Source organism: Oceanobacillus jeddahensis (genome assembly GCF_000750635.1).
Lineage (GTDB): Bacteria > Bacillota > Bacilli > Bacillales > Amphibacillaceae > Oceanobacillus > Oceanobacillus jeddahense.
On sequence record NZ_CCDM010000009.1, the window covers coordinates 91,755 to 117,731 of the forward strand.

Sequence of the window (25,977 nt, forward strand, 5' to 3'; positions counted from 1 at the left end):
ATGGCGGCATGAGGGAAGGGGCAAGGACATGTTTGTGGATGCATTAATTCTATTTCAGATTGCTGGTATAGGCATTATTGTTGCGCTTATCCATACAATTTTAAAACAAATGGGCAAGGAAGAAATCGCCCAATTTGCCACGTTAATTGGTTTTATAATTGTTTTACTTATTGTGGTTAATGGGCTCTCTGATTTATTTCAACAAATTAGATCTGTATTTCTATTTTAAGGGGATTAGATATGGATATTCTCCAGATTACGGTTTTAGGTGTATTAGCAAGCATATTATATATCCTTCTAAAAGAAGTCCATGCTTCTATTGCTTTTTTTATCATTCTTATTACGGGAATTGTTATCTTTTTCTCGATTATTCAGCAAGTCCAATTAATATTTGAAACGATTCAGAGGCTAGGAGATCAAGCAAATGTACAGGGACTTTATTTGACGACCATTTTAAAAATTATTGGTATTTCCTATATTGCAGAAATTGGTGCACATCTGACCAAGGATGCTGGTCTTAACTCTGTGTCCAAATATATTGAATTAGCAGGAAAAATATTTATTTTACTACTTGCTGTTCCTATTATTACAGCGGTAATTGAAGCGATTATTGGTTTTATCCCTAATGTTTAACCGGTGAGAAAGAAAAGACAGAAATGAAACGTGTAGCGCACTTGCTTAAGGATTACGATTACTCATTCCTTGGAGCTCAGTTTAAGTAGAGTCTGAAGTAGTACCCGAAGTCGTTTATATAAAGTGAAACTTCCTTCAGTGGGGGTTTTTCGACACACTACTCTTTACAATGGGACGAGTAATCGCAATGGTTTTCGGTGGGGCGAGTAATCGCAAAAGTTCTTCGATGGGGCGAGTAATCGCAGCCCCAGTCCCAGCCAGTTACACTGCGATAAAATATTCATGTCAAATTTAATACTTTCTAATACCACCACCAGGAAAGGGAGTATCCAGATTGTCTAGAAGACCTGCCAAGTTACTCCGGATGATATACATGTTGTTGATTGCCTTTGTTGTTATCCAAGGAGATTCAATTGTTGTTCAAGCTGAGGATGAGGATGCTCCGATTACAGTTGAGGAGGAGGAAAAGCTTCAAAATACATTGTTAGATGAAATTTCGTTAGATGAAATTCAATCTTATTGGGATCAGCTAATCATGGAATATGGTGATAACCTACCTGATTTACAAAAAATCAGTATATATGAATGGATAAAAAATGGAGATAGTTTCTCGATTCAAGATATTTTAATGCACTTTTTACGCTATCTTTTACATGAGCTGATTATCAATGGAAAGCTTTTAGGAACGCTTTTGATGCTGACACTATTTGCGGTTGTTCTCCAGTCGATTCAATCTGCATTTGAACAGACAACGGTTAGTAAGGTTGCTTATTTTGTTGTATTTTTAGTCTTATTATTTATTGTATTGAATAGTTTTTATCTGGCGACCTCCTATACAAAAGAGGCGATTGATACGATGCAAAGTTTTATGATTGCACTTCTGCCTCTCGTACTGGGGATGATGGCGAGCTTTGGAAATGTAATCTCTGTCTCTTTTTTTCATCCGATTATTATATTTTTTATTCATTTTAGTGGTGTGTTTATCTCAGCATTTGTCTTACCTTTATTGTTCCTCTCAGCTATGTTGATTATTATCAGCAGTTTAAATAGTCATTTTAAAGTAACACATTTAGCTAATCTTTTTAGAAATGTTGCTGTTGGCAGTCTTGGTGTTTTCTTAACTATTTTCTTAGGAGTTATTTCTGTTCAAGGTACGGCGACAGCGGTTCAAGACGGAGTAGCGATGAAGACAGCTAAATTTGTAACAGGAAATTTTATACCGGTATTAGGGAGAACCTTTACTGATGCTGCGGATACCATTCTTAGTGCGTCTCTTATTTTAAAAAATGCTGTAGGGATGATTGGTCTCTTTATCATATTATTTATTGTCGCCTTTCCAGCTTTAAAAGTAGGCGTGATTGCGATTATTTATAAACTGGCAGCGGCGATATTACAACCGCTTGGCGGGGGACCAATTGTACAATGCTTAAATACAGTAAGTACGTATATCCTATTTATTTTAGCCTGTCTATTGGCTGTATCTCTTATGTTCTTTTTAGGGATTGTCATTATCATTGCAGCAAGTAATTTAACCGTTTTACTAAGATAGGGGGTTGATGAGAATCGAAATATTTACAGATTGGGTTACACAGATCATTTTATTTATTATTCTGGCTTCCGTGATTGATTTGCTCATTCCAGCAAATCATCTGCAAAAATATGTGCGGTTAGCGACTAGTTTAATCTTAATTTTGATTCTACTTCAGCCTGTTTTTTATTTATTTAATACGGACATAAATACAGCCATATCAAGCTCGATGAATAAAATTGAGAGTCAGTTTCAAGGACAACCGTCGATAGAAAATCAAATAGATTTAGAAAAAAAAGAAATAGAAAGTGGACAAGATGCATATATTTTAGAACAAATGGCTATTGAATTGGAAAATATAGCGGCAGATTCATTGAAAGAAGAATTTGACGCGGAGATTGTCTCCATTGATTTCCAATTCTCTGTAGTGGACTCCGTATCCTACGAGGAGTTAACAGAGGTCATTGTTTATATAACAGAATCAGAACCAGGGGAAGGAGCGATGAACACGGTTGAAGATGTTGTTATTGAATGGGGCAATGAGGAGGAAGAGCATTCAGAAGAGTTGTTACAAGAGATGGAGGCCAGTTTAAGAGAACTTTGGGAAATTGAGGATAAAGAAATAACGGTCTATTGGGAAGGAGAGGGATTTTGAAAAATAAACTGACTCACTTTTTAAAACAGACCACGGATAGCGAACATGCTTCAGGTAAAGAACAAAAACAGCCGTCTAAAAAAATAGGATTTATCGTCATTTTAGGTCTGGTGGGAATCCTATTTATGATTATTAGTAATGTTTTAAAACCAGAAGAGGAGGTCCAGCCTGTTCCTTATGATGATTCTCAGATGGAAATTACAGAAGAAACAGCATCAGAACCTACAGGGGACGAGATAAAAGAATTGGAGGATGAGCTGGGGGAGCACCTAGCCAGCATGCTAAACCAGATGGATGGTGTTTCAGACACAGAAGTAATGATTAATTTAGAAGCAACCAGTGAGCATGTCTATGAAAAAAATAGAACAACGGGACAACAGACGACGGATGAAACAGATCGAAATGGGGGATCCAGAACAGTCGAAGATCAGACGGATGATCATCAGGTTGTACTTTACCGTCAAGGAGATCAGGAAACACCTTTACTTGTACAAACAAAACAGCCAGAAGTACGGGGCGTATTCATTGTTGCAGGGGGGATGGAAAGTCAGTCGATGAAAAGTCAAGTGATTGAAGCGGTATCCAGGGTACTAGATGTCCCTTCACATAAAATTTCAGTGATGCCTAAAAATTAAGGAGGTAGAATGTATGTTAAAAAAACAAACAGTATGGTTACTCACAATGTTAAGCTTAATGGTTGTTTTAAGTGTTTATTACATCTTTTCCGCAGGTGGGAATGATTTAGCATTTGTAGATGATGGACAAGAAGCAACTACAGAAGAAGCGGTACCTGCAACACAATCGGAAGAAGGAATTGAAGTCGAGAATATCGAAAACGTAGATAGTGATGAATTATTTACAACCATTCGTATGGAAATTCAAGATGAACGCAGCCGGAAAAAAAGCCAGTTAACGGATGTAGTTGCTTCAGCAAATGCATCAGCAACTGAAAAGGATGAAGCATTGCAGGAAATTGATAGTTTAGAGGAATTAGCGAGCAAAGAAACCATTCTACAGGAACAACTCTTGGCAGCTACAGAATACGAAGACGTGCTAGTCCGTTCCAACGATGGAAAAGTCCATATCCATGTAAAAACGGAGGAATTACCTGTAACAGAAGCAGCGAATATTATGCAGATGGCCCGTGATGAATTTGGAGAAGATGTCAAAGCAGAAGTTAATTTTCAACCAACTACAGAAACCTCAGAACCAACAGAAACAGAAGGAATAGAAGGAACAGAAGAACCAACAGAAACAGAAGAGGCAGAAGAACCAGCAGAAACAGAGGGAACGGAAGAGTAAATAACAAGCCAGCAGCCCATTTTCGAGCTGCTGGCTTTACGAATGTAAAAAATAGTTTATCACGGAGAACCGCCCGTAAAACTCCCGCCTCCAAATAAAATGGGAGAATACATTTATTCAGGAGGGAGATCAGGTGAGCTAACCTCCTGAATCACTCAGGCTAATTCAGTGGGAGAAAAGCAGCAGACTAAGTTCGCGACGTCCTGGAGCCTAAGATTACTCGTCCCACCGTAAAGAGTTGTGCGTCGAAAACTCCCACTGAATAAAGTAGCGTTTTATACCAACATCCACAGGCATTAACTGTTATAATAAAGATGAAAGGCTAATGAATCTTACCATCTTAAAATACGTTTTACGGTAGACTTGAAGTTTTTGTTCATTTTATCGTAATATATTAGAAGGTAATAAAATAGCCAACATGAAACAGAAAAAGATTTTAATTGAAATGAGGAGTGCCAACATGTTACAAGTAGATGAAATTAGAGAAATTATTCAAATGGTCGATAAATCATCATTAACGGAATTTTCTTATGAGGCAAACGGTGCAATGATAGCTATGAAAAAAAATACAGGCTCTACTACCGTTCAAACACAGCCTCAAGTATCAGCAGAACGTCAAGCTCCGGTAATGCAAGAGTCACAGTCTGAAACAAGTGCTCAAACAGAAGTGAAGCCGGAAGAAACATCACAAGCTTCAGCGGACTATGATTATGAAATTGTTTCCCCAATGGTTGGAACGTTTTATGCTTCTTCTTCTCCGGACAGCGATCCTTTTGTGACAAAAGGAAGCACAGTGGATAGCAGTACAGTGGTATGTATTGTAGAAGCAATGAAACTATTTAATGAAATTGAAGCTGAAACTAATGGAGAGATTGTGGAAGTTTTAGTTGAAAATGGTGAGCTTGTAGAATATGGTCAGCCATTATTTAGAGTAAAGAAGAAGTAAGGGGATGGAATAATTGATTAAAAAGCTATTAGTTGCCAATCGTGGAGAAATAGCTGTCCGAATTATCCGGGCCTGTAAAGAGATGGGCATAGAGACAGTCGCAATATATTCTGAAGCAGACCAGGAGTCATTACATGTGGAGTTAGCGGATGAAGCATATTGTGTCGGTCCCAAATTAAGTAAAGATAGCTATTTAAATATAACTAATATTATGAGTGTTGCGTTGTCGACAGAGGTTGATGCGATACACCCAGGATATGGATTCTTGGCAGAAAATGCTGACTTTGCGGAGATCTGCAGAGCATGCAATGTGACGTTCGTCGGTCCAACGCCAGAAGCTATTCAAAAAATGGGAATTAAGGATGTTGCCAAAGAAACAATGAAATCTGCGGATGTTCCTGTTGTTCCAGGTTCAGAAGGGATTGTGGAAGGTGCAGAACATGCAAAAGAAATCGCTGCTGAAATAGGGTATCCTGTAATTATTAAAGCGACTGCTGGCGGCGGTGGTAAAGGAATTCGCGTAGCCCGATCTGAAGAGGAATTGATGAAAGGAATGGAGTTAACGCAAAAAGAAGCGGAAACGGCTTTTGGTAATCCGGGCGTCTATATCGAAAAATATATTGAAGATTTTAGACATGTGGAAATTCAAGTCCTGGCTGATACACATGGAAATGTCGTGCATCTTGGCGAAAGGGACTGCTCGATTCAACGCCGTTTGCAAAAGCTGGTGGAGGAATCTCCATCACCTGCAATTAATGAAACACTCAGAGAACGGATGGGAGAAGCTTCTGTAAAAGCAGCTCAGGCAGTAGATTATGTTGGTGCAGGAACAATTGAATACATTTTTGACAGACAATCGAATGAATTTTACTTTATGGAAATGAACACCCGTATTCAAGTAGAGCACCCCGTAACAGAAATGGTTACTGGAGTAGATTTAATTAAAGAACAAATTCGTATTGCTGACGGCAGAGAGCTTGCATTTACGCAAGCAGATATTACATTTGAAGGGCATGCCATTGAGTGTCGTATCAATGCAGAAGATCCATATAAGGATTTCATGCCTTCTGCAGGAGAAATTGAAATGTACTTGCCACCTGGTGGATTAGGAGTCCGGGTGGACTCTGGTGCCTATAGCGGATATAGAATTCCGCCATACTATGATTCCATGATCGCTAAGCTTATCGTCTATGCTTCAACAAGAAATGAGGCAGTAGAGCGTATGAGGCGTGCATTAGAAGAGTTTGTTGTTGAAGGGGTGCACACAACTATCCCATTTCAATATCAAATTATGAGTCACCCTGTGTTTAAAGAGGGAGACTTCAATACAAATTTCTTAACTGAATATCCAATCATCGAGGAAAAGGAAGATGAGGATAGCGAATAAGGAGTGAGGGCAATGAGTGATCAACAATTATTAGATATTCTTGAGGATGACAGCTTAGGCAGTGTACAGATTGTACCGGAAGTCCTTGAGGTTATTGCAGGATTCGCTGCAACAGAAGTAGATGGAGTAAAATCGATGCATGGCAGTTTTGCAACAGGTGTTGCTGAAAAATTTGGCAGGAAGTCACATGGCAAAGGCGTACGTGTTGAACTGACGGATAATGGTGCTATTATTGATATTTATGTCATACTTACGTTTGGAAAATCAATTCCAGAAGTTGCGGCAAAACTGCAAACAAACATTAAGCAAAATGTCCATACGATGACATCTATTCAGGTTGAAGAAGTAAATGTTCATGTAGCAGGTATCCAAATGGAAAATCAGGAAATTGTATAAATGCTTTAAACAAAAACTCATGCCTTAAAAATTTCAAATTGGAGATAAAGCCACATGTATGAATATACATCTTGATATGCAATGAAAAACACAGGCCATAGCCTGTGTTTTTCTATGTACGTAATAGAAAAGATAAAGAAAACGATTGATTTAAAGGAATATCAGAATTAGCATATTCTTATACCAGCAAAAGATAAGTGAATGCTAAGTTTTCTTCACAAAAAAGCGGGCATACTGTATCCTAGCCAAAAATAAGGAAAACGTGTTATGATTTTAACAGTAAATGAAAGAATGTAGAAGGAGCTGCGTGATGAACCGACATAAAGCCAGAGAAAAAGCATTTCAAACACTTTTTCAGTTAGATATGAATGAAGAGGAAGTAAGCTTAGCGATGGAATCTCTGAAAGAAGAAGAGCGGAAAGATGTATTCTTATCCATGCTGATTGAAGGAGTAATTACTTATAAAGAAACCATTGACTTAAAAATAGCAGAGAACCTTGAGAATTGGTCACTCGACCGCATTGCAGCAGTAGAACGTACCATTTTAAGACTTGCTGTTTATGAATTATTATACATGGAGGACATTCCACCAAATGTATCAATTAATGAAGCAGTAGAGCTGGCACATACATTTGGAGACGAACAGTCCGGTAAATTTATTAACGGTGTATTATCAAAGGTTATTTCTTAAGGGGGAGAACGAACATGACCGCAGAATTGTTAAACGGAAGAGAATTATCTGATCAATTGAAAGAAGAAATGAAACAAGAAGTAGAGCTGTTAAAGCAGAAGGACATCCATCCTCATTTAACGGTAATTTTAGTAGGAGACAACCCTGCCTCAAAATCTTATGTAAAAGGGAAAGAAAAAGCTTGTGCTGTAACTGGTATTTCGTCTGATTTGATTGAACTTCCCGGATCAGTATCTGAGGAAGAATTATTACAGGTTATTGAAAACCAAAATAATGATAAACATGTACATGGCATTCTTGTACAATTACCATTACCTGATCATATTGATGAACAGAAGGTTATCCATGCGATTACACCTTTAAAAGATGTAGATGGTTTTCATCCCATTAATATTGGAAAGCTTGTAAATGGAGAAGAAACCTTTTTACCATGTACTCCATTTGGGATTCTCACGATGCTTGAATCTAAAAATATTGACATTGAAGGAAAGCATGCAGTAATTATTGGGCGTAGTAATATTGTCGGGAAGCCAATGGGATTATTACTATTAGAAAGAAATGCAACAGTTACATATTGCCATTCCCGTACCAAAAATCTCCGTGAAATGGCTTCTGAGGCAGATATTCTAGTGGTTGCAATGGGCAGGCAGCATGCTGTTGATGGAAGTTATGTGAAAGAAGGAGCAGTTGTTATTGATGTTGGGATCAACCGCATGGATAATGGAAAGCTGACAGGCGACGTGGACTTTGAAAGCGCGAAGGAAAAAGCGTCTTATATTACACCTGTTCCCCGTGGTGTTGGCCCGATGACGATTACAATGCTTTTAAAAAATACAATTAAAGCTGCAAAAGGATTGTCTGAAAAGTGAAAGACAATTATCTAACAGTTACTGCACTGACCAGGTATGTGAAACGTAAGATAGACACAGACCCTCATTTACGGCAGGTTTGGCTGCGCGGGGAAATATCTAATTTTAAACACCATAGCCGCGGACATATGTATATGACTATAAAAGATGATAATGCCCGTATTCAAGCAGTGATGTTTTCTTCTAATAACAGCAAGCTTTTATTTCGCCCGGAAAATGGAATGAGTGTACTTATTCGCGGAGAAGTAAGTGTGTACGAGGCAAATGGGCAATATCAGCTCTATATTCGTGAAATGGAACCAGATGGCATCGGCGCATTGTATCAAGCTTTTGAGCAATTGAAAGAAAAATTGCAAACAGAAGGCTTGTTTCTTGATGAACAAAAAAAGGAAATCCCTGCATATCCGAATCATGTCGGCGTCATCACCTCACCAACAGGGGCGGCTGTTCGTGATATTGTAACAACGATTGAAAGAAGGTCACCTGCCGTAAAAATTACGGTTCTGCCTGTCTCTGTACAAGGACCACAGGCTGTCGATTCCATTGTCAAAAAAATTCAATATGCAAATGCATTTCCAGATACGTATGATGTTTTAATTGTTGGTCGCGGTGGAGGTTCTATTGAGGAATTATGGAGCTTTAATGAGGAAGCTGTAGCAAGAGCAATTTATGCGTCGGATATTCCTATTATTTCTGCAGTAGGACATGAGACAGATACAACCATTGCTGATTTTGTATCTGACTTACGTGCTCCTACACCAACAGGTGCTGCTGAATTAGCTGTTCCTTCTCAGGCAGAGCAGCTTGATAAAGTTTCCTATTTAAAGCAGCGGTTGACACAATTCATGCGTACAGACATACAAATGCATATGAAACGTTTAGAATCTTTAAGCCAAACGTATGCATTTAAATATCCAAAACAATTGATTGCTCAAAAAGAGCAAGAGCTGGATAATATGTTGGATACATTAAATAAGTCCTTAAAATCAAGAATAGAACAGAAGCAAATTCGTTATACACATTTAAAACAGAGATTGGATACACAGCATCCAGAGCAGGAAATAAAAATGGCAGCTGAAAAAAATAATAAATTATTGTCAGAGTTAAACAGGTCTATGAAACAGATGTTTACAAAATCAGAAAATGAGTTACAAGCTTCTATCAATAAATTAACATTGGTTAACCCGCTTGCTATTATGGCTCGCGGTTACGGAATCAGCTACAACTCGAATGGTGATGTTGTTAAATCCATCAAGGATGTACGTGAGGGAGAAACCATGGACGTACGATTGAAAGATGGATACATCCAAACAAATGTACAAAAACTAAAGGAGGTAGAGCAGCATGACGGAAGAGAAGAATTATGATGAATTAAGTTTTGAGCAAGCAATGGAGAAGCTGGAAGTTATTGTAAACAAGCTTGAAGAGGGCGATGTTCCACTGGAACAAGCGATTGAATATTATCATGATGGCATGAAGCTTTCTAAATTATGTAATGAAAAACTAACAAATGTACAGGAAAAAATGGTGCATATTTTAAATGAACAGGGTGAATTAGAGCCGTTTGATGTAGAGGAGGACAAATAAAATTATGCATAAACGATTGCAAGCTTATCTGGAGTATTATCGGGAAGAACTGCAAAAAGCATATAAGAGCTACTTTAATAAGCTTGAGATACCGGGCAATCTCAAAGAGTCTATGCTGTACTCTTTAGACGCAGGAGGAAAAAGGTTACGTCCTATTTTATTATTTGCAAGCTATGAAGTATACAGTGAAGATGTTCAAAAAGCAATGTCATCAGCTGTTGCTCTTGAGATGATACATACCTATTCTCTCATTCATGATGATTTGCCGGCAATGGATAATGATGACTACCGCCGGGGTATGTTAACGAATCATAAAAAATTTGATGAAGCAACAGCGATTCTTGCAGGTGACGCACTATTAACATACAGCTTTGAATTGATTTTGAATGATCCTTCGCTTACTCCAGATGAAAAGGTGACACTTACGAAAGAGTTGACGGCATGCAGCGGCCCTAAAGGGATGGTTGGTGGACAAATTCTTGATATGGAAGCGGAAAAACAATCTGTTTCTTTAGAAGAAATGGAAGAAATTCATACGTTAAAAACAGGAGAGCTTATCCGATTTGCCATATTTGCAGGGGCTTATTTAGCAAATGCTACAGATAAACAATTACATTATTTAGAGAAGTACGCGTATTATTTAGGACTTATTTTTCAAGTTCAGGATGATATTCTCGATGTTTCCGGTGAGGAAGAAAAACTGGGCAAGCGAGTAGGCAGTGATGAACTAAATGAAAAAAGCACATATCCGAAATTATTAGGATTGGATGGAGCCATTGCTCAAAAAGAAAAATATGTTCAAAAAGCGTATGAGAACTTAAAATTAGCTGATGCAGAAGACTCTCTTTTGAAGGCATTGACGGATTATTTTAGTGAAAGAGACCACTAAATAGGATCTTCATGAATTAAATAAGTAAAGGAAAAAGTTTATGAAAAAAAAGAAAAGAATTGCTGAGCTATTAGTGGAACGAGAACTAGTGGAAGATATAGAGAAAGCAAAACGAGCTGTGATGGCGGGACTGGTTTATTCAGGGGAAGAACGTATTGACAAGCCTGGAAGTCTTATTCCTGTTGAGAAGCCGCTTCGAATCAAAGACAAACAATTAAAATATGTAGGTCGTGGCGGATATAAGCTTGAAAAAGCACTTCAATTATTTTCAATTCATGTTTCAGGTAAAATCTTTATGGATATCGGCTCATCCACAGGTGGTTTTACAGATTGTGCTTTAAAAAATGGTGCTGAAAAATGCTATGCGATTGATGTCGGTTATAATCAATTAGATTGGAAACTCCGTAACGATCCAAGAGTAATTGAGATGGAGCGGACAAACTTCAGACATGTTACACCAGATATGCTCGGGTACGGTCTGCCTGAAGTGGCTTCTATTGATGTATCTTTCATTTCTTTAAAGCATATTTTCCCTGTCCTTGCTACCTTGCTGCATGAAAAAAATGATGTGATTGCATTAATAAAGCCTCAATTTGAAGCGTTTAGAGATCAGGTTGGTGAAAAAGGAATCGTAAGAGATTCAGCAATTCATCTGGAGGTTTTGGAGAAAGTCGTTAATTATGCTGCAGATGCATTCTTTACTTTAGTGGACATAACTTATTCACCTATTAAAGGAACAGAAGGAAACATTGAATTTTTGGCGCATTTTAGGTGCGAAAATCAAGAAACGCCGAAGAACATGGACTTAGAAGAAGTTGTTAGGGAAGCGCAACAGGCATTGACCCCATAATTTTTGACAGCATTACGATAAAGGAGGGCTTGTACATGAGTAAAATACAACGTCATATTAAAATTCGTGAACTGATTACAGAAAATATCATTGAAACACAGGATGAGCTTGTTGATTCATTGAAAAATCTTGGCTATAACGTTACACAGGCAACTGTATCACGAGATATTAAGGAATTACAATTGGTAAAGGTTCCAACAAATACAGGTCAGTATAAATATAGCCTGCCAGCTGATCAACGGTTTAATCCACTGCAAAAACTGCAGCGGTTAATTGTGGATACATTTGTCAAAATTGAAAATGCAAGCCATTTTATTATTTTGAAAACACTCCCTGGTAATGCCCATGCTGTTGGCGTCTTGATTGATAACTTGGATTGGGAAGAGATAATGGGAACGATCTGCGGTGATGATACTTGCTTAATTATATGCAGGACACCTGAACATGCGGAAGATATTAAAAATCGATTAATTGGAATGCTTTAAAATATTTAATCGGGGTGAGTAAGCATGTTAACAGAATTATCGATAAAAAACTTTGCGATTATTGAGGAATTGTCCTTAAGCTTTCAAGAAGGACTTACAGTGCTGACTGGGGAAACAGGTGCAGGAAAATCCATTATTATTGATGCGATCCAATTGTTAGCTGGAGCAAGAGGATCTGTTGACTTTGTTCGACATGGATCGAATAAAGCAGAGATTGAGGGACTGTTTTTCATCGATCACGAAAAACATCCAATTTACCGAGTAGGCAAAGCATATGGGATTGAAATTAGTGATGAGCAAATTGTACTCCAAAGAACAATAACTTCTTCTGGAAAAAGCATTTGTCGTGTAAATAGTAAATTGGTGACATTGGCTATTCTCAGGGAATTCGGAAAGACATTGATTGATATTCATAGTCAGCATGAAACACAATCGTTGATGGATAATGAGCAGCATATTGACTTTTTAGATCTTTATCTCGGAGACGTGATGAAAGAAGCTAAAAAGGATTATCAGGAAATTTATTATCGTCTGGAAAATTTGAAAAAGAAATACCGCAGTCTAAATGACAATGAACAGGAAATGGCACAGCGTCTTGATTTACTCCAATTCCAACAGCAGGAGTTAACTGAGGCACAGCTTATCCCTAATGAAGATAGGGATCTGGAAGAAGAACGTAATCAACTGTCTAACTACGAAAAACTGCATCAATCCCTTTCGGATGCGTATTTTGCTTTATATGGGGAGCAGCATGGGTTAGATTTAATTAGTCAAGCACAGCAGTCATTACAGGATGGGGCAGATTTAGATCCCTTTATCGCTGAAAAATTAGATAGTATATCTAATCATTATTATATGCTGGAGGAAATTACTTATGATATGCGTAATTATCTTGATCAGCTACAATACAATCCAGAACGGTTAAATGAAATTGAACAGCGAATCGATGAATTAAATCGATTAAAACGTAAATATGGTCCAACTGTTGAAGAAATGTTAGACTACTTAGGCCGTGTCGAAGAAGAAATGGAACAGATTACCAATAGGGAATCCCATTTAAATACACTGGTAACTGAAATCGATGAGCTGGAAAAGGATGCTTTGTTGGAAGCAGATCAGCTTCATCATTTAAGAAAACAGGCAGCTGAACATCTAACAAAGGATATTTACCGGGAATTAAAAGACCTTTATTTGGAAAAAACCACTTTTTCCATCGATTTTGAGGATTCTGCACAACGAAAACTAAAATTAAATGGCTATGATAAAATACTATTCCGCATTTCAACCAATGTAGGTGAACCGTTAAAAGACCTTACAAAGATTGCGTCAGGTGGGGAGTTATCACGAATTATGCTTGCTTTAAAGAAGATTTTCTCCAAACATCAAGGCATCACAAGTGTTATTTTTGATGAAGTGGATACAGGTGTTAGCGGAAGAGTTGCGCAGGCAATTGCTGAAAAAATTCAGGAGATTTCGATTGAATCACAAGTATTATGTATTACACATCTTCCGCAAGTTGCTGCAATGGCGGATACACATAAATTCATCCAGAAAAAAGAAAAGGAAAACCGCACTTTTACGTCTGTTATTGAATTAAATGATAAAGAACTTATTGAAGAATTAAGCAGGATGATTACCGGAACAAAATTAACGGCTACTGCAAAAGATCATGCGAAGGAAATGTTAGCCTTAGCAGACCGTTTTAAAAAATCAAATTAAAGGGATAAAAACGTAAAAAAATCGGACAATAAATGTACCGGTTTTTTTCTTTTTCCTATACTTACAATTTCCGTCAATCACATGTCCTTTTGCATCTGAAGAACAACACACTATACATACGTTTATCCAAATTTTTAGAGGAAAAGATACACATATCACATAGGTTGTTCCAGTTTAAACTGCCCTCCAACTGCAAAAAGTATATGTACAGAAAGAAAATATTTTTTGTAAGAGGAGGAGACGATTTATGAGCAGACCAAGTAAGAGCCAGTGGATATATAGAATTAGTTCGCTCTTATCGCTAATTTTTATGTTGTTTTTTATTTCCCCTTCCTTTATCCACGCAGAAACTTCCATGCAAGGGTATAAAGAGGTATTTCATGACCATCCAATCATTCCTTTTTTTAATAATGAAGAAAGTACAAATAATGAGGATGAAAAAGATAAAGAACAATATCAACGTTTAGAAGATGTAAGAGTAGTGCCAGGTGGACAATCCATCGGAGTGCAGTTAGAGACAAAAGGAGTTCTGGTTGTTGGCCACCATCAGGTAAAAGCATCAGAAGGAGCAAAATCTCCGGGGGAAGCTGCTAAAATAAATGTTGGCGATACAATTGTTGAAATAAACGGACAAAAAATCAATCATATGACAGATATTAAACCAATTGTGGATCATAGTGGCAAAGAAAACAAAAAACTGCAAGTTAAACTGAAACGCGGAAATGAATTTATTGAAACGAACTTACAGCCAATTTTTGATAAGAAAGAAAATGCGTATAAAATTGGCTTATATATCAGAGATACAGCTGCTGGAATTGGAACCATGACATTTTATGATCCAGAAACAGGCAGATACGGTGCTTTAGGGCATGTTATTTCGGATATGGATACAAAAAAACCGATTGATATCAAACAAGGTTCCATTATTCATTCATCTGTAACATCCATTGAAAAGGGAGATAATGGTTTGCCAGGAGAAAAGCAAGCTTCCTTTCAAACACAAGAAAAAAGAATTGGTAACATCACAAGAAATACGGATTTTGGGATTTTTGGAAAATTGGAGAAAGAGGTTAATCATGAAAAATATGAAGAGACCTTTCCTGTCGCATTATCCCATGAGGTGAAAGAAGGTCCTGCGAAAATTCTGAACGTTGTTGATGAGGAAAAAATTGAAGAATTTGACATTGAAATTATTAGCAGTGTTCCTCAAAAATCAGCATCGACAAAAGGAATGGTTATTCAAATCACAGATCCGAAGTTGTTGGAATTAACGGGGGGGATCGTACAGGGAATGAGCGGCAGCCCAATTATTCAAAATGACAAGATTATTGGTGCCGTAACGCACGTGTTTGTAAATGATCCTACTTCTGGCTATGGTGTTCATATTGAATGGATGCTTGAAGATGCCGGTATAATCCAACCAGAAGATAATGAATCTGCGGCATAAAGTTAAACTTCATTTGATCGGGATCTTTTTATCCCTCTAATAAATGTTTGTGAAGCTGAGATAAAAAATACTTGGAATGATGTGTATATCATTCCAAGTATTTTTTATTTTTGTGAAAAAAAACAAGCATATATCTGTTATAATGAAAACGGATACAATAAAGTTATAAAGAATTTGTCGAAGGTTGTTGAAAAATAAAGGAAAAAGGAGAATACTTAAGAAAATCGAAATAAATCAAAAGTTTTTTTAATTTAAAGAGGATATTCTTATTTTTTGTAGAATAAGTAATAGGTGCATTAAAAAGCAAAAGGGAGGATTTTTTAGTGAATAAAATATCAGTATGTTTTGTAGATGATAATCGTGAGCTAATTCAATTAATGGAGGACTTTTTTGGACAGCAAGAGGAAATTGAAGTGGTTGGGACTGCGTTAAACGGCAAGGATTGCATCTCTTTAATTGAGGAAAAGACACCAGACGTTCTGGTATTGGATATTATCATGCCACATATGGATGGCATTGCTGTATTAAATGAAATTAAAAAAATGGAATTAACTAAAAAACCGCATGTAATCATGCTGACAGCTTTTGGCCAAGAAGAGGTAATGAAGAAAGCCGTTGATTTAGGAGCTTCTTATTTTATTTTAAAGCCATTTGATATTCAGAATTTGGCTGATCAAATATTACAGGTACGGGGAACCAGTGCTCCAAGAGCGACGAATGTAACGAAAACGAATATAGATGATAAAAGGAAACAGGATTTGGAAGCAAATATAACAAATATTATTCATGAAATAGGTGTACCTGCACATATTAAAGGATACATGTATTTAAGAGAAGCGATTACAATGGTTTATAATGATATTGATCTTTTGGGATCCATTACGAAAGTGCTGTATCCTGATATTGCTAAAAAATTCAACACAACTGCTTCACGTGTAGAAAGAGCGATTCGTCATGCAATAGAAGTTGCCTGGAGCAGAGGAAATATTGACTCTATCTCCGCTTTATTTGGTTACACCATCAATATTTCCAAAGCAAAACCGACAAATAGCGAGTTTATTGCAATGGTGGCTGATCGGTTGAGATTGGAGCATAAGGTGTCCTAATTGGTTAATTAAAGTATGGTGGGTTATATTTACTGGTCTGGTCTATCTCTTACTTTTTACTGATACAAAAATAATTTATGTTAAATCAGTGAAAAATCTGAATAAATAAATTACATTAGAAGCAGGAGATTAAAACTTGTAACTGGATTAATTCGCTTTAGAACGCATATATTTCAAGGTATTATTTGATGAAAGGATTTATTATAATTTTGAATGAAGGCAAAATAATACTTAATAAAGTTGCTGATAATGGTTTGACATGAAGTTATCATTCGTTTAGTTTAAAGAAAACCTGTGATCACCTGTAAGATATTAGTAAGAAGTTAAATGCTATTTATCCGAGGATAAAAACAGCAATTTGATACCATAGGGCAAGAGCAATAACTAAAATAGCAGAGATCATTTTAATTAAATTGCCTTTAGAAAAATAGTTTTTACTTGGATAAACTTCCAGAAAAGTAAGAATCAATAAAAGTAAGGATAAAAATGGAAGTGTTAAATAGTCGGCAACTTTTGTTAAATAAAAAAGTCCTAATATAAAGCTGATAATTATGATTGGAAGATAGAGCCATCTTTTCTTTTTTAATATATCGGTCATTGTAATACACCCCTCTTGTCCTTTATACAAACGTATGAAGAACAAGCAAGTATTATGTTAAAAAGGTTAACAGACACATTTTAGATGTGATATCTGTTAACCTTTTTTATAAACAGCTATTTGCACATTTGAATAAGACATTATGCTCTGGCAAAGATATATTGATGATTATTGTTTAATGAATATTGCGGTATAGTCCGATAACCTTACCGAGGATGGATACATTTTCGTAATATAAAGGTTCCATTGTTGCATTTTCAGGCTGTAGGCGGAAACGGTTTTTCTCTTTGAAAAATCGTTTAACAGTAGCTTCATCATCTTCTGTCATTGCCACAACAATATCTCCATTATCTGCAGAACTCTGTTGTTTAACAATAACCATATCATTGTCTAAAATACCTGCCTCAATCATACTTTCTCCATCAATAACAAGTACAAAAAGATTTTCATCTGGCCCAGCCGTAGAGCTGGGAACTGGAATGAATTCTTCAATGTTTTCAATTGCAGTGATAGGAATTCCAGCTGTAACTTTTCCGATTACAGGAACATAGACGGCCTTATCTTTAGGTGCACTGTTTTCATTGCCGTATATAATCTCAATTGCACGGGGTTTAGTCGGGTCTCTCCGAATATACCCTTTGTTTTCTAATCGCTCCAAATGTCCGTGAACAGTAGAACTTGAAGCTAATCCGACAGCCACTGCGATTTCACGTACGGAAGGCGGGTACCCTTTTTGTTCCACTTGATCTTTAATAAAGTCAAAAATCATCTGCTGTCTTTTTGATAGTTTTGTCATGACTTACTCCCCTCTAGCATAGATATTTGTTATTCATAGTATAGCATTTAACAAATTATTTTACAAACAAATGTTCTAAAAGTATTGACAGGAACAGTTGTTCTAAATATACTATAATAAGAACAACTGTTCCGGAACTTTATAAATTACTAAAGGGGAGTTTTAATATGTTTGAAAAACTAATGAAGTCTGATGCATTTTATATTGTAGCTTTTATTATTGCGTTAATATTTTTATATACAATGATGGTTACGACGGTGTAAGTTTTAAACTGAATAACATATTTTCCTGCTTATTTTATTAAACAGGTAAGCATACTCTTGACTTTGGCCGTCCGAGTAAATACGATTTGTGATGGAATCTATTTTCAAATAAGAATTTTTTAAGATGAATATAAATATTGATATAGAAGCCGCCGCAGCAAATTTAGTGAGAAATGAAGCGGCGGGAGCGTTCATCATGCTTAACGATTTATGAATAACTCAACTATCTCACCTAAAAATAAGCATATATATCTTGCTGTTTCAGGATTATCAAGTTCTTCTTTATTATGCTTGCTTTTTAGTTAAATCAGCTTTTTTTGAACGAATGATAGTGCATAGCTTCCGCTCCGGCCAACCACTCCGCTCTGATAGGATTCTACAGCGAATATAAGAAATAACATCCTGTTGGGTTGGACGAAATAGTTTCTCTATCGTTTGATGACACGATCATTCCGGTATTTCAAATGGATGGTTTAGCAGTTCGAATCAAAATAGCATGGATAATTAACAACAGGAATAGCTTTCATGCACAGAAAGTAATCTGTTGGAACTTTTACCATGCAGCATAAAAAATATGTTCTGCCTAATCTACTTTTATTTGTTCAGCTATTCCACGTATAGAACATTTAACTAGCGGAGGCGGACCGTTTTGACTCCTGTGGGATCAGCACGCTCTTCAGCTAACTTTTGCCAAGAAGAGCGCTTGGCAAAAGTTAGCTGAAGAGCGTGCCCCTAGGCAGACTAAAACCGCAACGTCCTGGGGGTGGGGCTGCGATTACTCGCCCCATCGAAAACATTTGTACGTCGGAAAGCAAAACGGTCCGCCGCAGCGGTGCCTTACACTTTACCTTCTCACTTTTGTCATGATTTAGGGGAGAAACGATCAACTCCTGCTTCTATGGAAATGAAGTTTCTTATTAGGTGCGAAAGTTGAGTGAATAAGAACAAAAGATCTTGACAGGATAATCGCGACAGATTAGATTATTTAAAAAATACGATTTAAAATGTAGACAAGAACCGTTTATAATTGGAGGACAAGACATTGAGAACGATAATTTATTGTCGGGTAAGTACAGAAAAAGAAACACAAGAAACATCACTTCAAAGACAATATGAGGAATTAACAAGGCTAGCTGAAAACTTACATTTTACTGTAGTGGACTGTATTCAGGAAAAGGCCAGTGGCTATGACATAGATAGAGATGGTATATTTAAGCTTCTTGACTATTTTTCCCATCAAGAAGCTGATTGCCTTTGTATTCAAGATGAAACAAGGCTGGGGCGAGGAAATACAAAAATTGCTTTATTTCATCAGTTACGAAAAATGAATGTTCCAATTTATACGATTACCCATGAAGGTGAACTTGAGCTGAATGAAGCGGATTCTATGGTATTAAATATTGTCGGTATAGTAGAAGAATATCAGCGTAAACTACATAATATGAAAATAAAACGAGGAATGCGCCGTGCTGTATTAAATGGATATAATCCACAAGAAAATTTAAATCATATCAATCAGTCTCCGGGAAGAGAACGCACTGAAATCCCAATTGAAGAGATTGTTCGATTACGACAAAATAAGTTAACGTTTCAAGAAATTACTACTGTTTTAAAAGGACTCGGATTTAATGCATCAAAGGCAACCATCCATCGCCGCTATCAGGAATATATTAATTCCTTGAATGAAAATTAATCGTGACGTAATATAGAGAAACAGGAAGGTTATTTTAATTCCTGTTTTTTTTACGGAGAACCGCCTGTAAAACCCCCATTTCCAAATAAAGAGGGAGAATACATTTATTTAGGTGGGAGATAACGGGCGCTAATTCCTTGAATCACTCAACTAATATGATTTTTTTCTAATAGAAGGAGGAACAAGCTATGTTGTCTAAAGACAAATTAGATAGAATAAATGTGCTGGCTAATAAAGCAAAAAGTGAAGGGTTAACAGAAGAAGAAAAAAAAGAACAGCAAGAACTTCGTAAAGAATATCTGGCAAATGTACGGGGATCTTTCAAAAATCATTTAAAAGGGATGACAGTAATTGATCCAGAAGGTAATGATGTAACCCCACAAAAACTTCGTGATTACCAGGAGCGTAATAAGAAACATTAATTCGTCACATTAACTTAGCTTGTATAGTATGGGATTTCATTATAAAATAGAATAAGGAATTGAATATGTTTTTGAAGTGGAAGGAGAAAAATAATGACACAACAAATTGAAGAACTATCTATTAATACGATTCGCACCTTATCCATTGATGCGATTGAAAAAGCAAATTCAGGACACCCTGGCTTACCGATGGGCGCAGCCCCAATGGCTTATACACTTTGGACAGATTTCATGGACCATAATCCAAAGAATTCAAAATGGTTTAATCGTGACCGATTTGTATTATCAGCGGGTCATGGATCTATGTTGCTTTATAGTTTGTTACACTTATCTGGCTATAAAGTATCTATTGATGATTTAAAAGAATTCCGTCAATGGGACTCTAAAACTCCAGGACATCCAGAAGTACATCATACTGACGGGGTTGAAGCTACAACTGGTCCATTAGGACAAGGTATCGCTATGTCAGTTGGAATGGCAATGGCTGAAGCGCATCTTGGCGCTACTTATAATAAAGAAGAATATAATGTGGTTGATCATTATACTTACGCTATTGTCAGCGATGGAGATCTGATGGAAGGGATTTCTCATGAGGCTGCATCTTTAGCTGGTCACATGGGATTAGGTAAGCTTATTGCACTATATGATTCTAACGATATTTCATTAGATGGAGATTTAGATCGTTCCTTCTCTGAAAATACAGAACAACGCTTTAAAGCATATGGCTGGCAAGTATTGCGGGTGGATGACGGAAATGATATCGATGCGATTCGCCAGGCGATTAAAGACGCGCAGCAAAATAAAGATCAGCCTACATTAATTGAAGTAAAAACAGTTATTGGTTACGGCTCTCCCAATAAATCCGCTTCTAGTGCTTCCCATGGAGCTCCACTTGGAACAGATGAAGTGAAACTAACCAAGGAAACTTATAAATGGACTCATGATGATTTCCATGTACCTGATGAAGTATATGCAGATTTCAAAGAAAAAATTGTTGATGATGGATCAGCTAAAGAAGAAGCATGGAATAAACTTGTTTCCGCTTATAAAGAAGCTTATCCAGAGTTAGGTCAACAGTTTGATCTTGCATTAAATGGAGAACTTCCTGAAAATTGGCATGAAAGTCTACCAGTTTTTGAAGAAGGTTCCAAACTAGCTACACGTGCATCTTCTGGACAAGTACTAAATGCAGTAGCAAAAACTATTCCAAACTTCTTTGGAGGCAGTGCGGACCTTGCTGGTTCTAACAAAACAACCATTAATGATGAAGAAGACTTTACAAAAGAAGGTTATGCCGGACGTAATGTTTGGTTTGGTGTACGTGAACATGCAATGGGAGCAGCATTAAATGGTATGGCGCTTCACGGAGGACTTAATGTCTTCGGTGGAACATTCTTCGTATTTAGTGACTATTTACGTCCATCTATTCGCCTTGCATCAATTATGAATGCGCCAGTAACTTATGTGTTTACACATGATTCTATTGCTGTTGGTGAAGACGGTCCAACACATGAACCAATTGAACATTTAGCTGCTTTACGTGCAATGCCACATTTATCTTTAATCCGTCCAGCAGATGCCAATGAGGTACAAGCAGCATGGAGACTGGCTCTAGAATCAACAAATCAGCCTACAGCTTTAGTATTGACTCGTCAAAACCTTCCAACATTAGCTAATACTGCAGAATTAGCATATGAAGGGGTTAAGAAAGGTGCTTATATTGTAAGTAAATCTGAAAAAGAAACACCAGATGCACTTCTTTTAGCTACTGGTTCTGAAGTTCAATTAGCTGTTGCAGCTCAAGAAGCACTTAAAGCAAAAAATATTGATGCTCAGGTAGTAAGTATGCCTTCATGGGATCGTTTTGAAGCACAAGACGAAGCTTATAAAAATGAAGTTCTTCCTAAAGAGGTAACTGCCAGAGTTGGACTTGAAATGGCCGCATCATTTGGTTGGGATCGCTATGTTGGCCTAGAAGGTAAGACACTTACAATTGACCGTTTTGGAGCTTCTGCTAATGGTGATCTATTAATTGAGAAATATGGATTTACTGTTGATAACGTTGTTCAATTAGTAGAAGAAGTAACAAAATAAAAAAGGTATATTATATCTGGAAAGAGAGAGGTGTCTATCATCTCTCTTTATTCTTGATTCGACAAAAGAAGTTGTTCTTTGCACTCTATTATGACAACTTTCGGAAATAGATTCCTCTATACTGTTAGGTAAAGGGGGAATACGTGATGAATGAATACGCAATTTATTGGATTGAAGAAAATGTGGCAAAAAACTATTTTCATAAGAGTGATTTATTACATCGTTTCTTTTTAGAATGTGCTGAAAAAAAGGATGAAATTATCATTAGAAAGCAATTTCGATATATAACGCGAAAAATTCACTTTTATAAGTTTGCGATGCATTTAAAGACGTTTTCTTCGCCTGATATTAATGTAAAAAGAATTGGAAATAGAGTTCTCGTTAAAAAAGGGGAAGAAGCACTTTGCCTGTACATTGAGAACGGAGAGTTAATTTTAAAATGTAATCATTTAGTTACGGCGATGTCACTGCTTTTTCCTGTATTAGAAGATATTCATCCTTATTTCTTCGTACAAGGAAAAGACACTTCACAATATGGATGGATTTCTCCAAAGCCGATAAAAGCTCAGAAGGATGAAAGTCAAGTGTTGTATAATTTCCTCTAATCTAATATACTGTATTAGAGACAACACGAAGGAGGAAATTTTGTAACATGAGTACGATATGGGTAGTATTAATTGCAATTGCAGCTTTAATTGCTGGTGTTGCTCTTGGATTTTTCATTGCCAGAAAATATATGATGAGCTATTTGAAAAAGAATCCGCCGATCAATGAGCAAATGCTTCGTACATTGATGATGCAAATGGGCCAAAAGCCGTCACAGAAGAAAATTAATCAAATGATGCGAGCGATGAATAACCAGAATCAGTCTGGAAAATAATTGTGATTATTTTATGGACAAGTACTAAAACCACTTTTTTGAAGGTGGTTTTTCTTATTGGTGTGAAAATGTATTTGGAACAGAAAATATAATCAGTAGAAGGATTAATTTAATACATGAAGGCAAGACGCTTCAAATATATTTACGATAGTAAAAGACAAAGTGATTTTTCTGAAATCTGTATCATAAAATGTATATAGATTGTCATAATTTTAACTTTTATTTTTTTATATCTCTGTTAAAATAGAAATGATTGATTAAGGGGGGGTTATATGGAGGAAATTAATATTTTTCTGGCCTTTGCAGCTGGGTTTCTTTCATTCATTTCGCCTTGTGTTCTTCCTCTATATCCAGTATTTCTTTCTTATATTACAGGAATGAGCATGGATGAAGTAAATCAAGACGATAAACGACTTGACCGAAAAGCAATATTACATACAGTATGTTTTCTAATCGGTTTTTCAAGTATTTTTGTGATGATCGGTTTTACGACAACATATATATCGGAATTTTTAATGACCTATCAAGATATTATCAGACAAGTTGGCGCTATTTTAATTATCTTTTTTGGGTTGGTCATTGTAGGTGTATTAAATTTCGAATTTCTTATGAAGGATCGTAAAATTCATTTTAAAAATCGTCCAGCTGGTTTTTTTGGATCGATTCTTATTGGAATGGCTTTTTCTTTAGGCTGGACACCATGTACCGGGCCGATTTTAATGGTTGTATTCTCATTAGCTGCAACGAACCCTAACCTCGGACTTGTTATGATGATTAGCTACATTTTAGGTTTTGCTATTCCATTCTTACTGCTCGCTTTCTTCATTGGCAAATTGAAGTGGTTTAGAAAACATAGTAAAAAAATGGTGAAAATTGGCGGATGGATTATGGTTTTAATGGGAATCGCATTATTCTTTGATTGGATGACAAAGGTTACAGCATTTTTAGCAAATTTGTTTGGGTTTTCTGGATTCTAGATGTCAATAACACGATGCCAACTCATATTTAAGAAATGCTTTTACCACGGAGAATCGCCCGTAAAACTCCCGCCTCCAAATAAACAGGGAAAATAAATTTATTTAGGCGGGAGATCAGGTGAGCTAACTCCCTGAATCACTCAGGCTAATTTAGTTGGGGAAAAGCAACAGACATAGTTCTCGACGCTCTGGGGCTGGGGGGGCTTACCAATGTTGTCAGGTTAATGAATTTTTAAAATATTATATTGGTTACAGATAGATAACAACAACTATCTAGTGTTTTTCCGTAGCGGTCGTATTAACCTGACAACATTGAGACCTGCGATTACTCGGTCTATTAAAACCGTTGCTGCGATTACTCGCCCCGTCGTAAAGACTGTGCGTCGAAAACTCCCATTGAATGAATTTTGGTTTTATAGAGCAATGGGGAAATATTAGTCATTATAATAGTGGCTGTTATTTTTCATAGTATAAAGAAAAGAGTTGTTATATATGTACTTAGCAATTGCGACAACAGCTGTCTTTGCATTTATGGCAATTGTGATGATATTTGTGCGAATGCGTGCATCAAAAAAGCCTGCATCTGTAAAAAGCATTATACTGCCGCCATTTTTCATGAGTACAGGAGCCCTTATGTTCTTGTTTCCTATGTTTCAGATAAGCTGGCTACAGGTTGCAGAAGCATTAGCTGTAGGAATGATATTTTCTATCTTTCTGATTAAAACATCAAAACTAGAGTATTCAGATGATCATATTTATGTCAAACCTTCAAAGATGTTTCCGGTTATTTTAGTTGGCTTATTGGTAATTCGGATTATTATTAAACTCATTATTGGTACAAGCATATCGGTAGGTGAGACCTCTGGAATGTTCTTCTTACTTGCCTTAGGGATGATAGGTACTTGGAGAGTAGCTATGCTTTATCAGTATTTACAATTAACAAAAAAGCAAAGTGCGTAAAGTGTTGCACTTTGCTTTTTTTGTGCATTATAAAAGTATAAAAACTACGTACTTAATGGAATTCGACTAAGGCTCCTATGCCTAGAAACTAGAGTTGACGCTTACTCATTCCGCAAAAAATTTGTGAGAACCTTTAGTCAGCATTTTGCTAGTAATTGGAGCGCTTTACCACATTTTTTCTAATTATGACTAATGAAATATTATAGATGATTCCTATCTCAACTATACTATTTCATTCATAATCTGGAAAACTATGACTTTTTCTGCTTGTATTTTGCTTCCCAATTTTCTTCATAATCATCTTTAGACTGTTGGAAAAAAGGTTCATATGGCGTAATGTCAATATTTTTTTCTTTTAGCTTTTTACGGAGAAATTTATGATCTCTTTTTGGTGTTGCTAAAATATACCCTTCAATCAATGTTGAGCGAGTAATTTTTTCATCGTTTTTTTGAATAGATAATTCTCCAATTTTACTAGCAATTCTTTGTCTAGCAACATCTCTAAATAATTCCGGCACAGGAGAAATCAGTTCTTCTAAGAAATCCTTTTCGGCCTGAGACCATTTATGTATGGTTTTTTCTAAATAATATTCTTCCCAATCCATAATAGAGCGACCGTCCTCCTTAGGCAGCCGTTTTAAAAACTTTCGAAACATAAAATATCCACCGATTGCCATCAAACCAATTAATAAACAGCCCCACATTATAATAATCAGTGATATCATCGTACACCTCACCTTAATTTTACATGAAAAAATTACGAATATTGCTAATTTATTATCAACTAATCAATTTATTTTTTTA

Annotated in this window: 29 protein-coding genes; 26 read left to right on the forward strand and 3 right to left on the reverse strand. The window is 36.4% G+C overall.

What is annotated here, in order from left to right:
• The first annotated feature begins 28 nt into the window (after nucleotides 1-28).
• The 19 genes from spoIIIAC to spo0A all read left to right on the forward strand — a co-directional run bounded on the left by spoIIIAC (nucleotide 29) and on the right by spo0A (nucleotide 16,490).
• A complete protein-coding gene (gene spoIIIAC / locus BN986_RS24810; RefSeq protein WP_040985326.1) occupies nucleotides 29-229 on the forward strand; it encodes a stage III sporulation protein AC in 201 nt (66 codons plus the stop codon).
• An 11-nt stretch (nucleotides 230-240) separates the two neighbouring features.
• The gene (gene spoIIIAD, locus BN986_RS24815; RefSeq protein ID WP_040985328.1) at nucleotides 241-633 is read left to right on the forward strand and encodes a stage III sporulation protein AD; all 393 of its coding nucleotides are present in this window, start codon (nucleotides 241-243) and stop codon (nucleotides 631-633) included.
• Between the two features lie 364 nt (nucleotides 634-997).
• Complete coding sequence (gene spoIIIAE / locus BN986_RS24820; protein WP_040985429.1) at nucleotides 998-2,182, forward strand: stage III sporulation protein AE; 1,185 nt, start codon at nucleotides 998-1,000, stop codon at nucleotides 2,180-2,182.
• 7 nt (nucleotides 2,183-2,189) lie between these two features.
• The gene (spoIIIAF, locus tag BN986_RS24825) at nucleotides 2,190-2,816 is read left to right on the forward strand and encodes a stage III sporulation protein AF (RefSeq protein WP_244445101.1); all 627 of its coding nucleotides are present in this window, start codon (nucleotides 2,190-2,192) and stop codon (nucleotides 2,814-2,816) included.
• On the forward strand, nucleotides 2,813-3,451 hold the full coding sequence (spoIIIAG, locus tag BN986_RS24830) for a stage III sporulation protein AG (protein ID WP_040985330.1): 639 nt from the start codon (nucleotides 2,813-2,815) through the stop codon (nucleotides 3,449-3,451). The genes spoIIIAF and spoIIIAG overlap by 4 nt, the downstream gene beginning before the upstream one ends.
• Nucleotides 3,452-3,464: 13 nt before the next feature.
• Nucleotides 3,465-4,118 (forward strand): SpoIIIAH-like family protein, encoded by a 654-nt coding sequence (locus BN986_RS24835; RefSeq protein WP_081922329.1) that lies wholly within the window; start codon nucleotides 3,465-3,467, stop codon nucleotides 4,116-4,118.
• Between the two features lie 460 nt (nucleotides 4,119-4,578).
• A complete protein-coding gene (accB, locus tag BN986_RS24840) occupies nucleotides 4,579-5,064 on the forward strand; it encodes an acetyl-CoA carboxylase biotin carboxyl carrier protein (protein WP_040985332.1) in 486 nt (161 codons plus the stop codon).
• Between the two features lie 13 nt (nucleotides 5,065-5,077).
• Entirely contained in the window at nucleotides 5,078-6,451 is a 1,374-nt protein-coding gene (gene accC, locus BN986_RS24845) for an acetyl-CoA carboxylase biotin carboxylase subunit (RefSeq protein WP_040985334.1), read from the forward strand.
• Between the two features lie 12 nt (nucleotides 6,452-6,463).
• Nucleotides 6,464-6,847: an Asp23/Gls24 family envelope stress response protein gene (locus BN986_RS24850; protein WP_040985336.1), complete on the forward strand. Its 384-nt coding sequence runs from the start codon at nucleotides 6,464-6,466 to the stop codon at nucleotides 6,845-6,847.
• Between the two features lie 310 nt (nucleotides 6,848-7,157).
• Nucleotides 7,158-7,538 (forward strand): transcription antitermination factor NusB, encoded by a 381-nt coding sequence (gene nusB / locus BN986_RS24855; RefSeq protein ID WP_040985337.1) that lies wholly within the window; start codon nucleotides 7,158-7,160, stop codon nucleotides 7,536-7,538.
• 14 nt (nucleotides 7,539-7,552) lie between these two features.
• The gene (gene folD / locus BN986_RS24860) at nucleotides 7,553-8,407 is read left to right on the forward strand and encodes a bifunctional methylenetetrahydrofolate dehydrogenase/methenyltetrahydrofolate cyclohydrolase FolD (protein WP_040985339.1); all 855 of its coding nucleotides are present in this window, start codon (nucleotides 7,553-7,555) and stop codon (nucleotides 8,405-8,407) included.
• Complete coding sequence (gene xseA, locus BN986_RS24865; RefSeq protein ID WP_040985341.1) at nucleotides 8,404-9,774, forward strand: exodeoxyribonuclease VII large subunit; 1,371 nt, start codon at nucleotides 8,404-8,406, stop codon at nucleotides 9,772-9,774. Before folD ends, xseA begins: the two co-directional genes overlap by 4 nt.
• Nucleotides 9,752-9,994, forward strand: coding sequence for an exodeoxyribonuclease VII small subunit (locus BN986_RS24870; RefSeq protein WP_040985344.1), 243 nt, complete (start codon nucleotides 9,752-9,754; stop codon nucleotides 9,992-9,994). The genes xseA and BN986_RS24870 overlap by 23 nt, the downstream gene beginning before the upstream one ends.
• 4 nt (nucleotides 9,995-9,998) lie before the next feature.
• A complete protein-coding gene (locus BN986_RS24875) occupies nucleotides 9,999-10,883 on the forward strand; it encodes a polyprenyl synthetase family protein (RefSeq protein ID WP_040985346.1) in 885 nt (294 codons plus the stop codon).
• 40 nt (nucleotides 10,884-10,923) lie between these two features.
• Nucleotides 10,924-11,733, forward strand: a complete 810-nt coding sequence (locus BN986_RS24880; RefSeq protein WP_040985348.1) for a TlyA family RNA methyltransferase — start codon at nucleotides 10,924-10,926, stop codon at nucleotides 11,731-11,733.
• A 35-nt stretch (nucleotides 11,734-11,768) separates the two neighbouring features.
• Complete coding sequence (gene ahrC, locus BN986_RS24885) at nucleotides 11,769-12,218, forward strand: transcriptional regulator AhrC/ArgR (protein ID WP_040985350.1); 450 nt, start codon at nucleotides 11,769-11,771, stop codon at nucleotides 12,216-12,218.
• Nucleotides 12,219-12,242: 24 nt separating this feature from the next.
• The gene (gene recN / locus BN986_RS24890; RefSeq protein ID WP_040985351.1) at nucleotides 12,243-13,937 is read left to right on the forward strand and encodes a DNA repair protein RecN; all 1,695 of its coding nucleotides are present in this window, start codon (nucleotides 12,243-12,245) and stop codon (nucleotides 13,935-13,937) included.
• Nucleotides 13,938-14,184: 247 nt separating this feature from the next.
• A complete protein-coding gene (gene spoIVB / locus BN986_RS24895; RefSeq protein ID WP_081922330.1) occupies nucleotides 14,185-15,384 on the forward strand; it encodes a SpoIVB peptidase in 1,200 nt (399 codons plus the stop codon).
• A gap of 323 nt (nucleotides 15,385-15,707) precedes the next feature.
• Entirely contained in the window at nucleotides 15,708-16,490 is a 783-nt protein-coding gene (gene spo0A, locus BN986_RS24900; RefSeq protein WP_040985353.1) for a sporulation transcription factor Spo0A, read from the forward strand.
• Between the two features lie 334 nt (nucleotides 16,491-16,824).
• Here the strand turns inward: spo0A and BN986_RS24905 are convergent, their stop codons facing one another.
• Nucleotides 16,825-17,088, reverse strand: a complete 264-nt coding sequence (locus tag BN986_RS24905; RefSeq protein WP_040985355.1) for a hypothetical protein — start codon at nucleotides 17,086-17,088, stop codon at nucleotides 16,825-16,827.
• A gap of 175 nt (nucleotides 17,089-17,263) precedes the next feature.
• Entirely contained in the window at nucleotides 17,264-17,884 is a 621-nt protein-coding gene (gene lexA, locus BN986_RS24910) for a transcriptional repressor LexA (RefSeq protein WP_040985357.1), read from the reverse strand.
• A gap of 1,305 nt (nucleotides 17,885-19,189) precedes the next feature.
• On the opposite strand from lexA, the gene BN986_RS24915 reads away from it, so the two are divergent.
• From BN986_RS24915 to BN986_RS24945, 7 genes are all read left to right on the forward strand, one after another.
• Entirely contained in the window at nucleotides 19,190-19,840 is a 651-nt protein-coding gene (locus BN986_RS24915; protein WP_040985360.1) for a YneB family resolvase-like protein, read from the forward strand.
• A gap of 188 nt (nucleotides 19,841-20,028) precedes the next feature.
• The gene (locus BN986_RS24920; RefSeq protein ID WP_040985361.1) at nucleotides 20,029-20,262 is read left to right on the forward strand and encodes a DUF896 domain-containing protein; all 234 of its coding nucleotides are present in this window, start codon (nucleotides 20,029-20,031) and stop codon (nucleotides 20,260-20,262) included.
• 93 nt (nucleotides 20,263-20,355) lie between these two features.
• On the forward strand, nucleotides 20,356-22,356 hold the full coding sequence (tkt, locus tag BN986_RS24925) for a transketolase (protein WP_040985363.1): 2,001 nt from the start codon (nucleotides 20,356-20,358) through the stop codon (nucleotides 22,354-22,356).
• 146 nt (nucleotides 22,357-22,502) lie between these two features.
• On the forward strand, nucleotides 22,503-22,961 hold the full coding sequence (sirA, locus tag BN986_RS24930; RefSeq protein WP_040985365.1) for a sporulation inhibitor of replication protein SirA: 459 nt from the start codon (nucleotides 22,503-22,505) through the stop codon (nucleotides 22,959-22,961).
• A gap of 47 nt (nucleotides 22,962-23,008) precedes the next feature.
• A complete protein-coding gene (locus BN986_RS24935) occupies nucleotides 23,009-23,236 on the forward strand; it encodes a YneF family protein (RefSeq protein ID WP_040985367.1) in 228 nt (75 codons plus the stop codon).
• A gap of 272 nt (nucleotides 23,237-23,508) precedes the next feature.
• Entirely contained in the window at nucleotides 23,509-24,213 is a 705-nt protein-coding gene (locus BN986_RS24940; protein WP_040985369.1) for a cytochrome c biogenesis CcdA family protein, read from the forward strand.
• A gap of 492 nt (nucleotides 24,214-24,705) precedes the next feature.
• Nucleotides 24,706-25,173: a CcdC family protein gene (locus tag BN986_RS24945; protein WP_040985372.1), complete on the forward strand. Its 468-nt coding sequence runs from the start codon at nucleotides 24,706-24,708 to the stop codon at nucleotides 25,171-25,173.
• Nucleotides 25,174-25,424: 251 nt separating this feature from the next.
• On the opposite strand, the gene BN986_RS24950 is transcribed toward BN986_RS24945, so the two are convergent.
• Nucleotides 25,425-25,898, reverse strand: coding sequence for a DUF2621 family protein (locus BN986_RS24950; protein ID WP_040985374.1), 474 nt, complete (start codon nucleotides 25,896-25,898; stop codon nucleotides 25,425-25,427).
• Between the last annotated feature and the right edge of the window lie 79 nt (nucleotides 25,899-25,977).

Excerpts from the sequence above, each read along its gene's own strand:
- spoIIIAC (WP_040985326.1), top strand. The coding sequence starts at position 29 with ATGTTTGTGGATGCATTAATTCTATTTCAGATTGCTGGTATAGGCATT.
- spoIIIAD (WP_040985328.1), top strand. The coding sequence starts at position 241 with ATGGATATTCTCCAGATTACGGTTTTAGGTGTATTAGCAAGCATATTA.
- spoIIIAE (WP_040985429.1), top strand. The coding sequence starts at position 998 with ATGATATACATGTTGTTGATTGCCTTTGTTGTTATCCAAGGAGATTCA.
- spoIIIAF (WP_244445101.1), top strand. The coding sequence starts at position 2,190 with ATGAGAATCGAAATATTTACAGATTGGGTTACACAGATCATTTTATTT.
- BN986_RS24835 (WP_081922329.1), top strand. The coding sequence starts at position 3,465 with ATGTTAAAAAAACAAACAGTATGGTTACTCACAATGTTAAGCTTAATG.
- accB (WP_040985332.1), top strand. The coding sequence starts at position 4,579 with ATGTTACAAGTAGATGAAATTAGAGAAATTATTCAAATGGTCGATAAA.
- BN986_RS24850 (WP_040985336.1), top strand. The coding sequence starts at position 6,464 with ATGAGTGATCAACAATTATTAGATATTCTTGAGGATGACAGCTTAGGC.
- nusB (WP_040985337.1), top strand. The coding sequence starts at position 7,158 with ATGAACCGACATAAAGCCAGAGAAAAAGCATTTCAAACACTTTTTCAG.
- folD (WP_040985339.1), top strand. The coding sequence starts at position 7,553 with ATGACCGCAGAATTGTTAAACGGAAGAGAATTATCTGATCAATTGAAA.
- BN986_RS24870 (WP_040985344.1), top strand. The coding sequence starts at position 9,752 with ATGACGGAAGAGAAGAATTATGATGAATTAAGTTTTGAGCAAGCAATG.
- BN986_RS24875 (WP_040985346.1), top strand. The coding sequence starts at position 9,999 with ATGCATAAACGATTGCAAGCTTATCTGGAGTATTATCGGGAAGAACTG.
- BN986_RS24880 (WP_040985348.1), top strand. The coding sequence starts at position 10,924 with ATGAAAAAAAAGAAAAGAATTGCTGAGCTATTAGTGGAACGAGAACTA.
- ahrC (WP_040985350.1), top strand. The coding sequence starts at position 11,769 with ATGAGTAAAATACAACGTCATATTAAAATTCGTGAACTGATTACAGAA.
- recN (WP_040985351.1), top strand. The coding sequence starts at position 12,243 with ATGTTAACAGAATTATCGATAAAAAACTTTGCGATTATTGAGGAATTG.
- spoIVB (WP_081922330.1), top strand. The coding sequence starts at position 14,185 with ATGAGCAGACCAAGTAAGAGCCAGTGGATATATAGAATTAGTTCGCTC.
- BN986_RS24905 (WP_040985355.1), bottom strand. The coding sequence starts at position 17,088 with ATGACCGATATATTAAAAAAGAAAAGATGGCTCTATCTTCCAATCATA.
- lexA (WP_040985357.1), bottom strand. The coding sequence starts at position 17,884 with ATGACAAAACTATCAAAAAGACAGCAGATGATTTTTGACTTTATTAAA.
- BN986_RS24920 (WP_040985361.1), top strand. The coding sequence starts at position 20,029 with ATGTTGTCTAAAGACAAATTAGATAGAATAAATGTGCTGGCTAATAAA.
- tkt (WP_040985363.1), top strand. The coding sequence starts at position 20,356 with ATGACACAACAAATTGAAGAACTATCTATTAATACGATTCGCACCTTA.
- sirA (WP_040985365.1), top strand. The coding sequence starts at position 22,503 with ATGAATGAATACGCAATTTATTGGATTGAAGAAAATGTGGCAAAAAAC.
- BN986_RS24935 (WP_040985367.1), top strand. The coding sequence starts at position 23,009 with ATGAGTACGATATGGGTAGTATTAATTGCAATTGCAGCTTTAATTGCT.
- BN986_RS24940 (WP_040985369.1), top strand. The coding sequence starts at position 23,509 with ATGGAGGAAATTAATATTTTTCTGGCCTTTGCAGCTGGGTTTCTTTCA.
- BN986_RS24945 (WP_040985372.1), top strand. The coding sequence starts at position 24,706 with ATGTACTTAGCAATTGCGACAACAGCTGTCTTTGCATTTATGGCAATT.
- BN986_RS24950 (WP_040985374.1), bottom strand. The coding sequence starts at position 25,898 with ATGATATCACTGATTATTATAATGTGGGGCTGTTTATTAATTGGTTTG.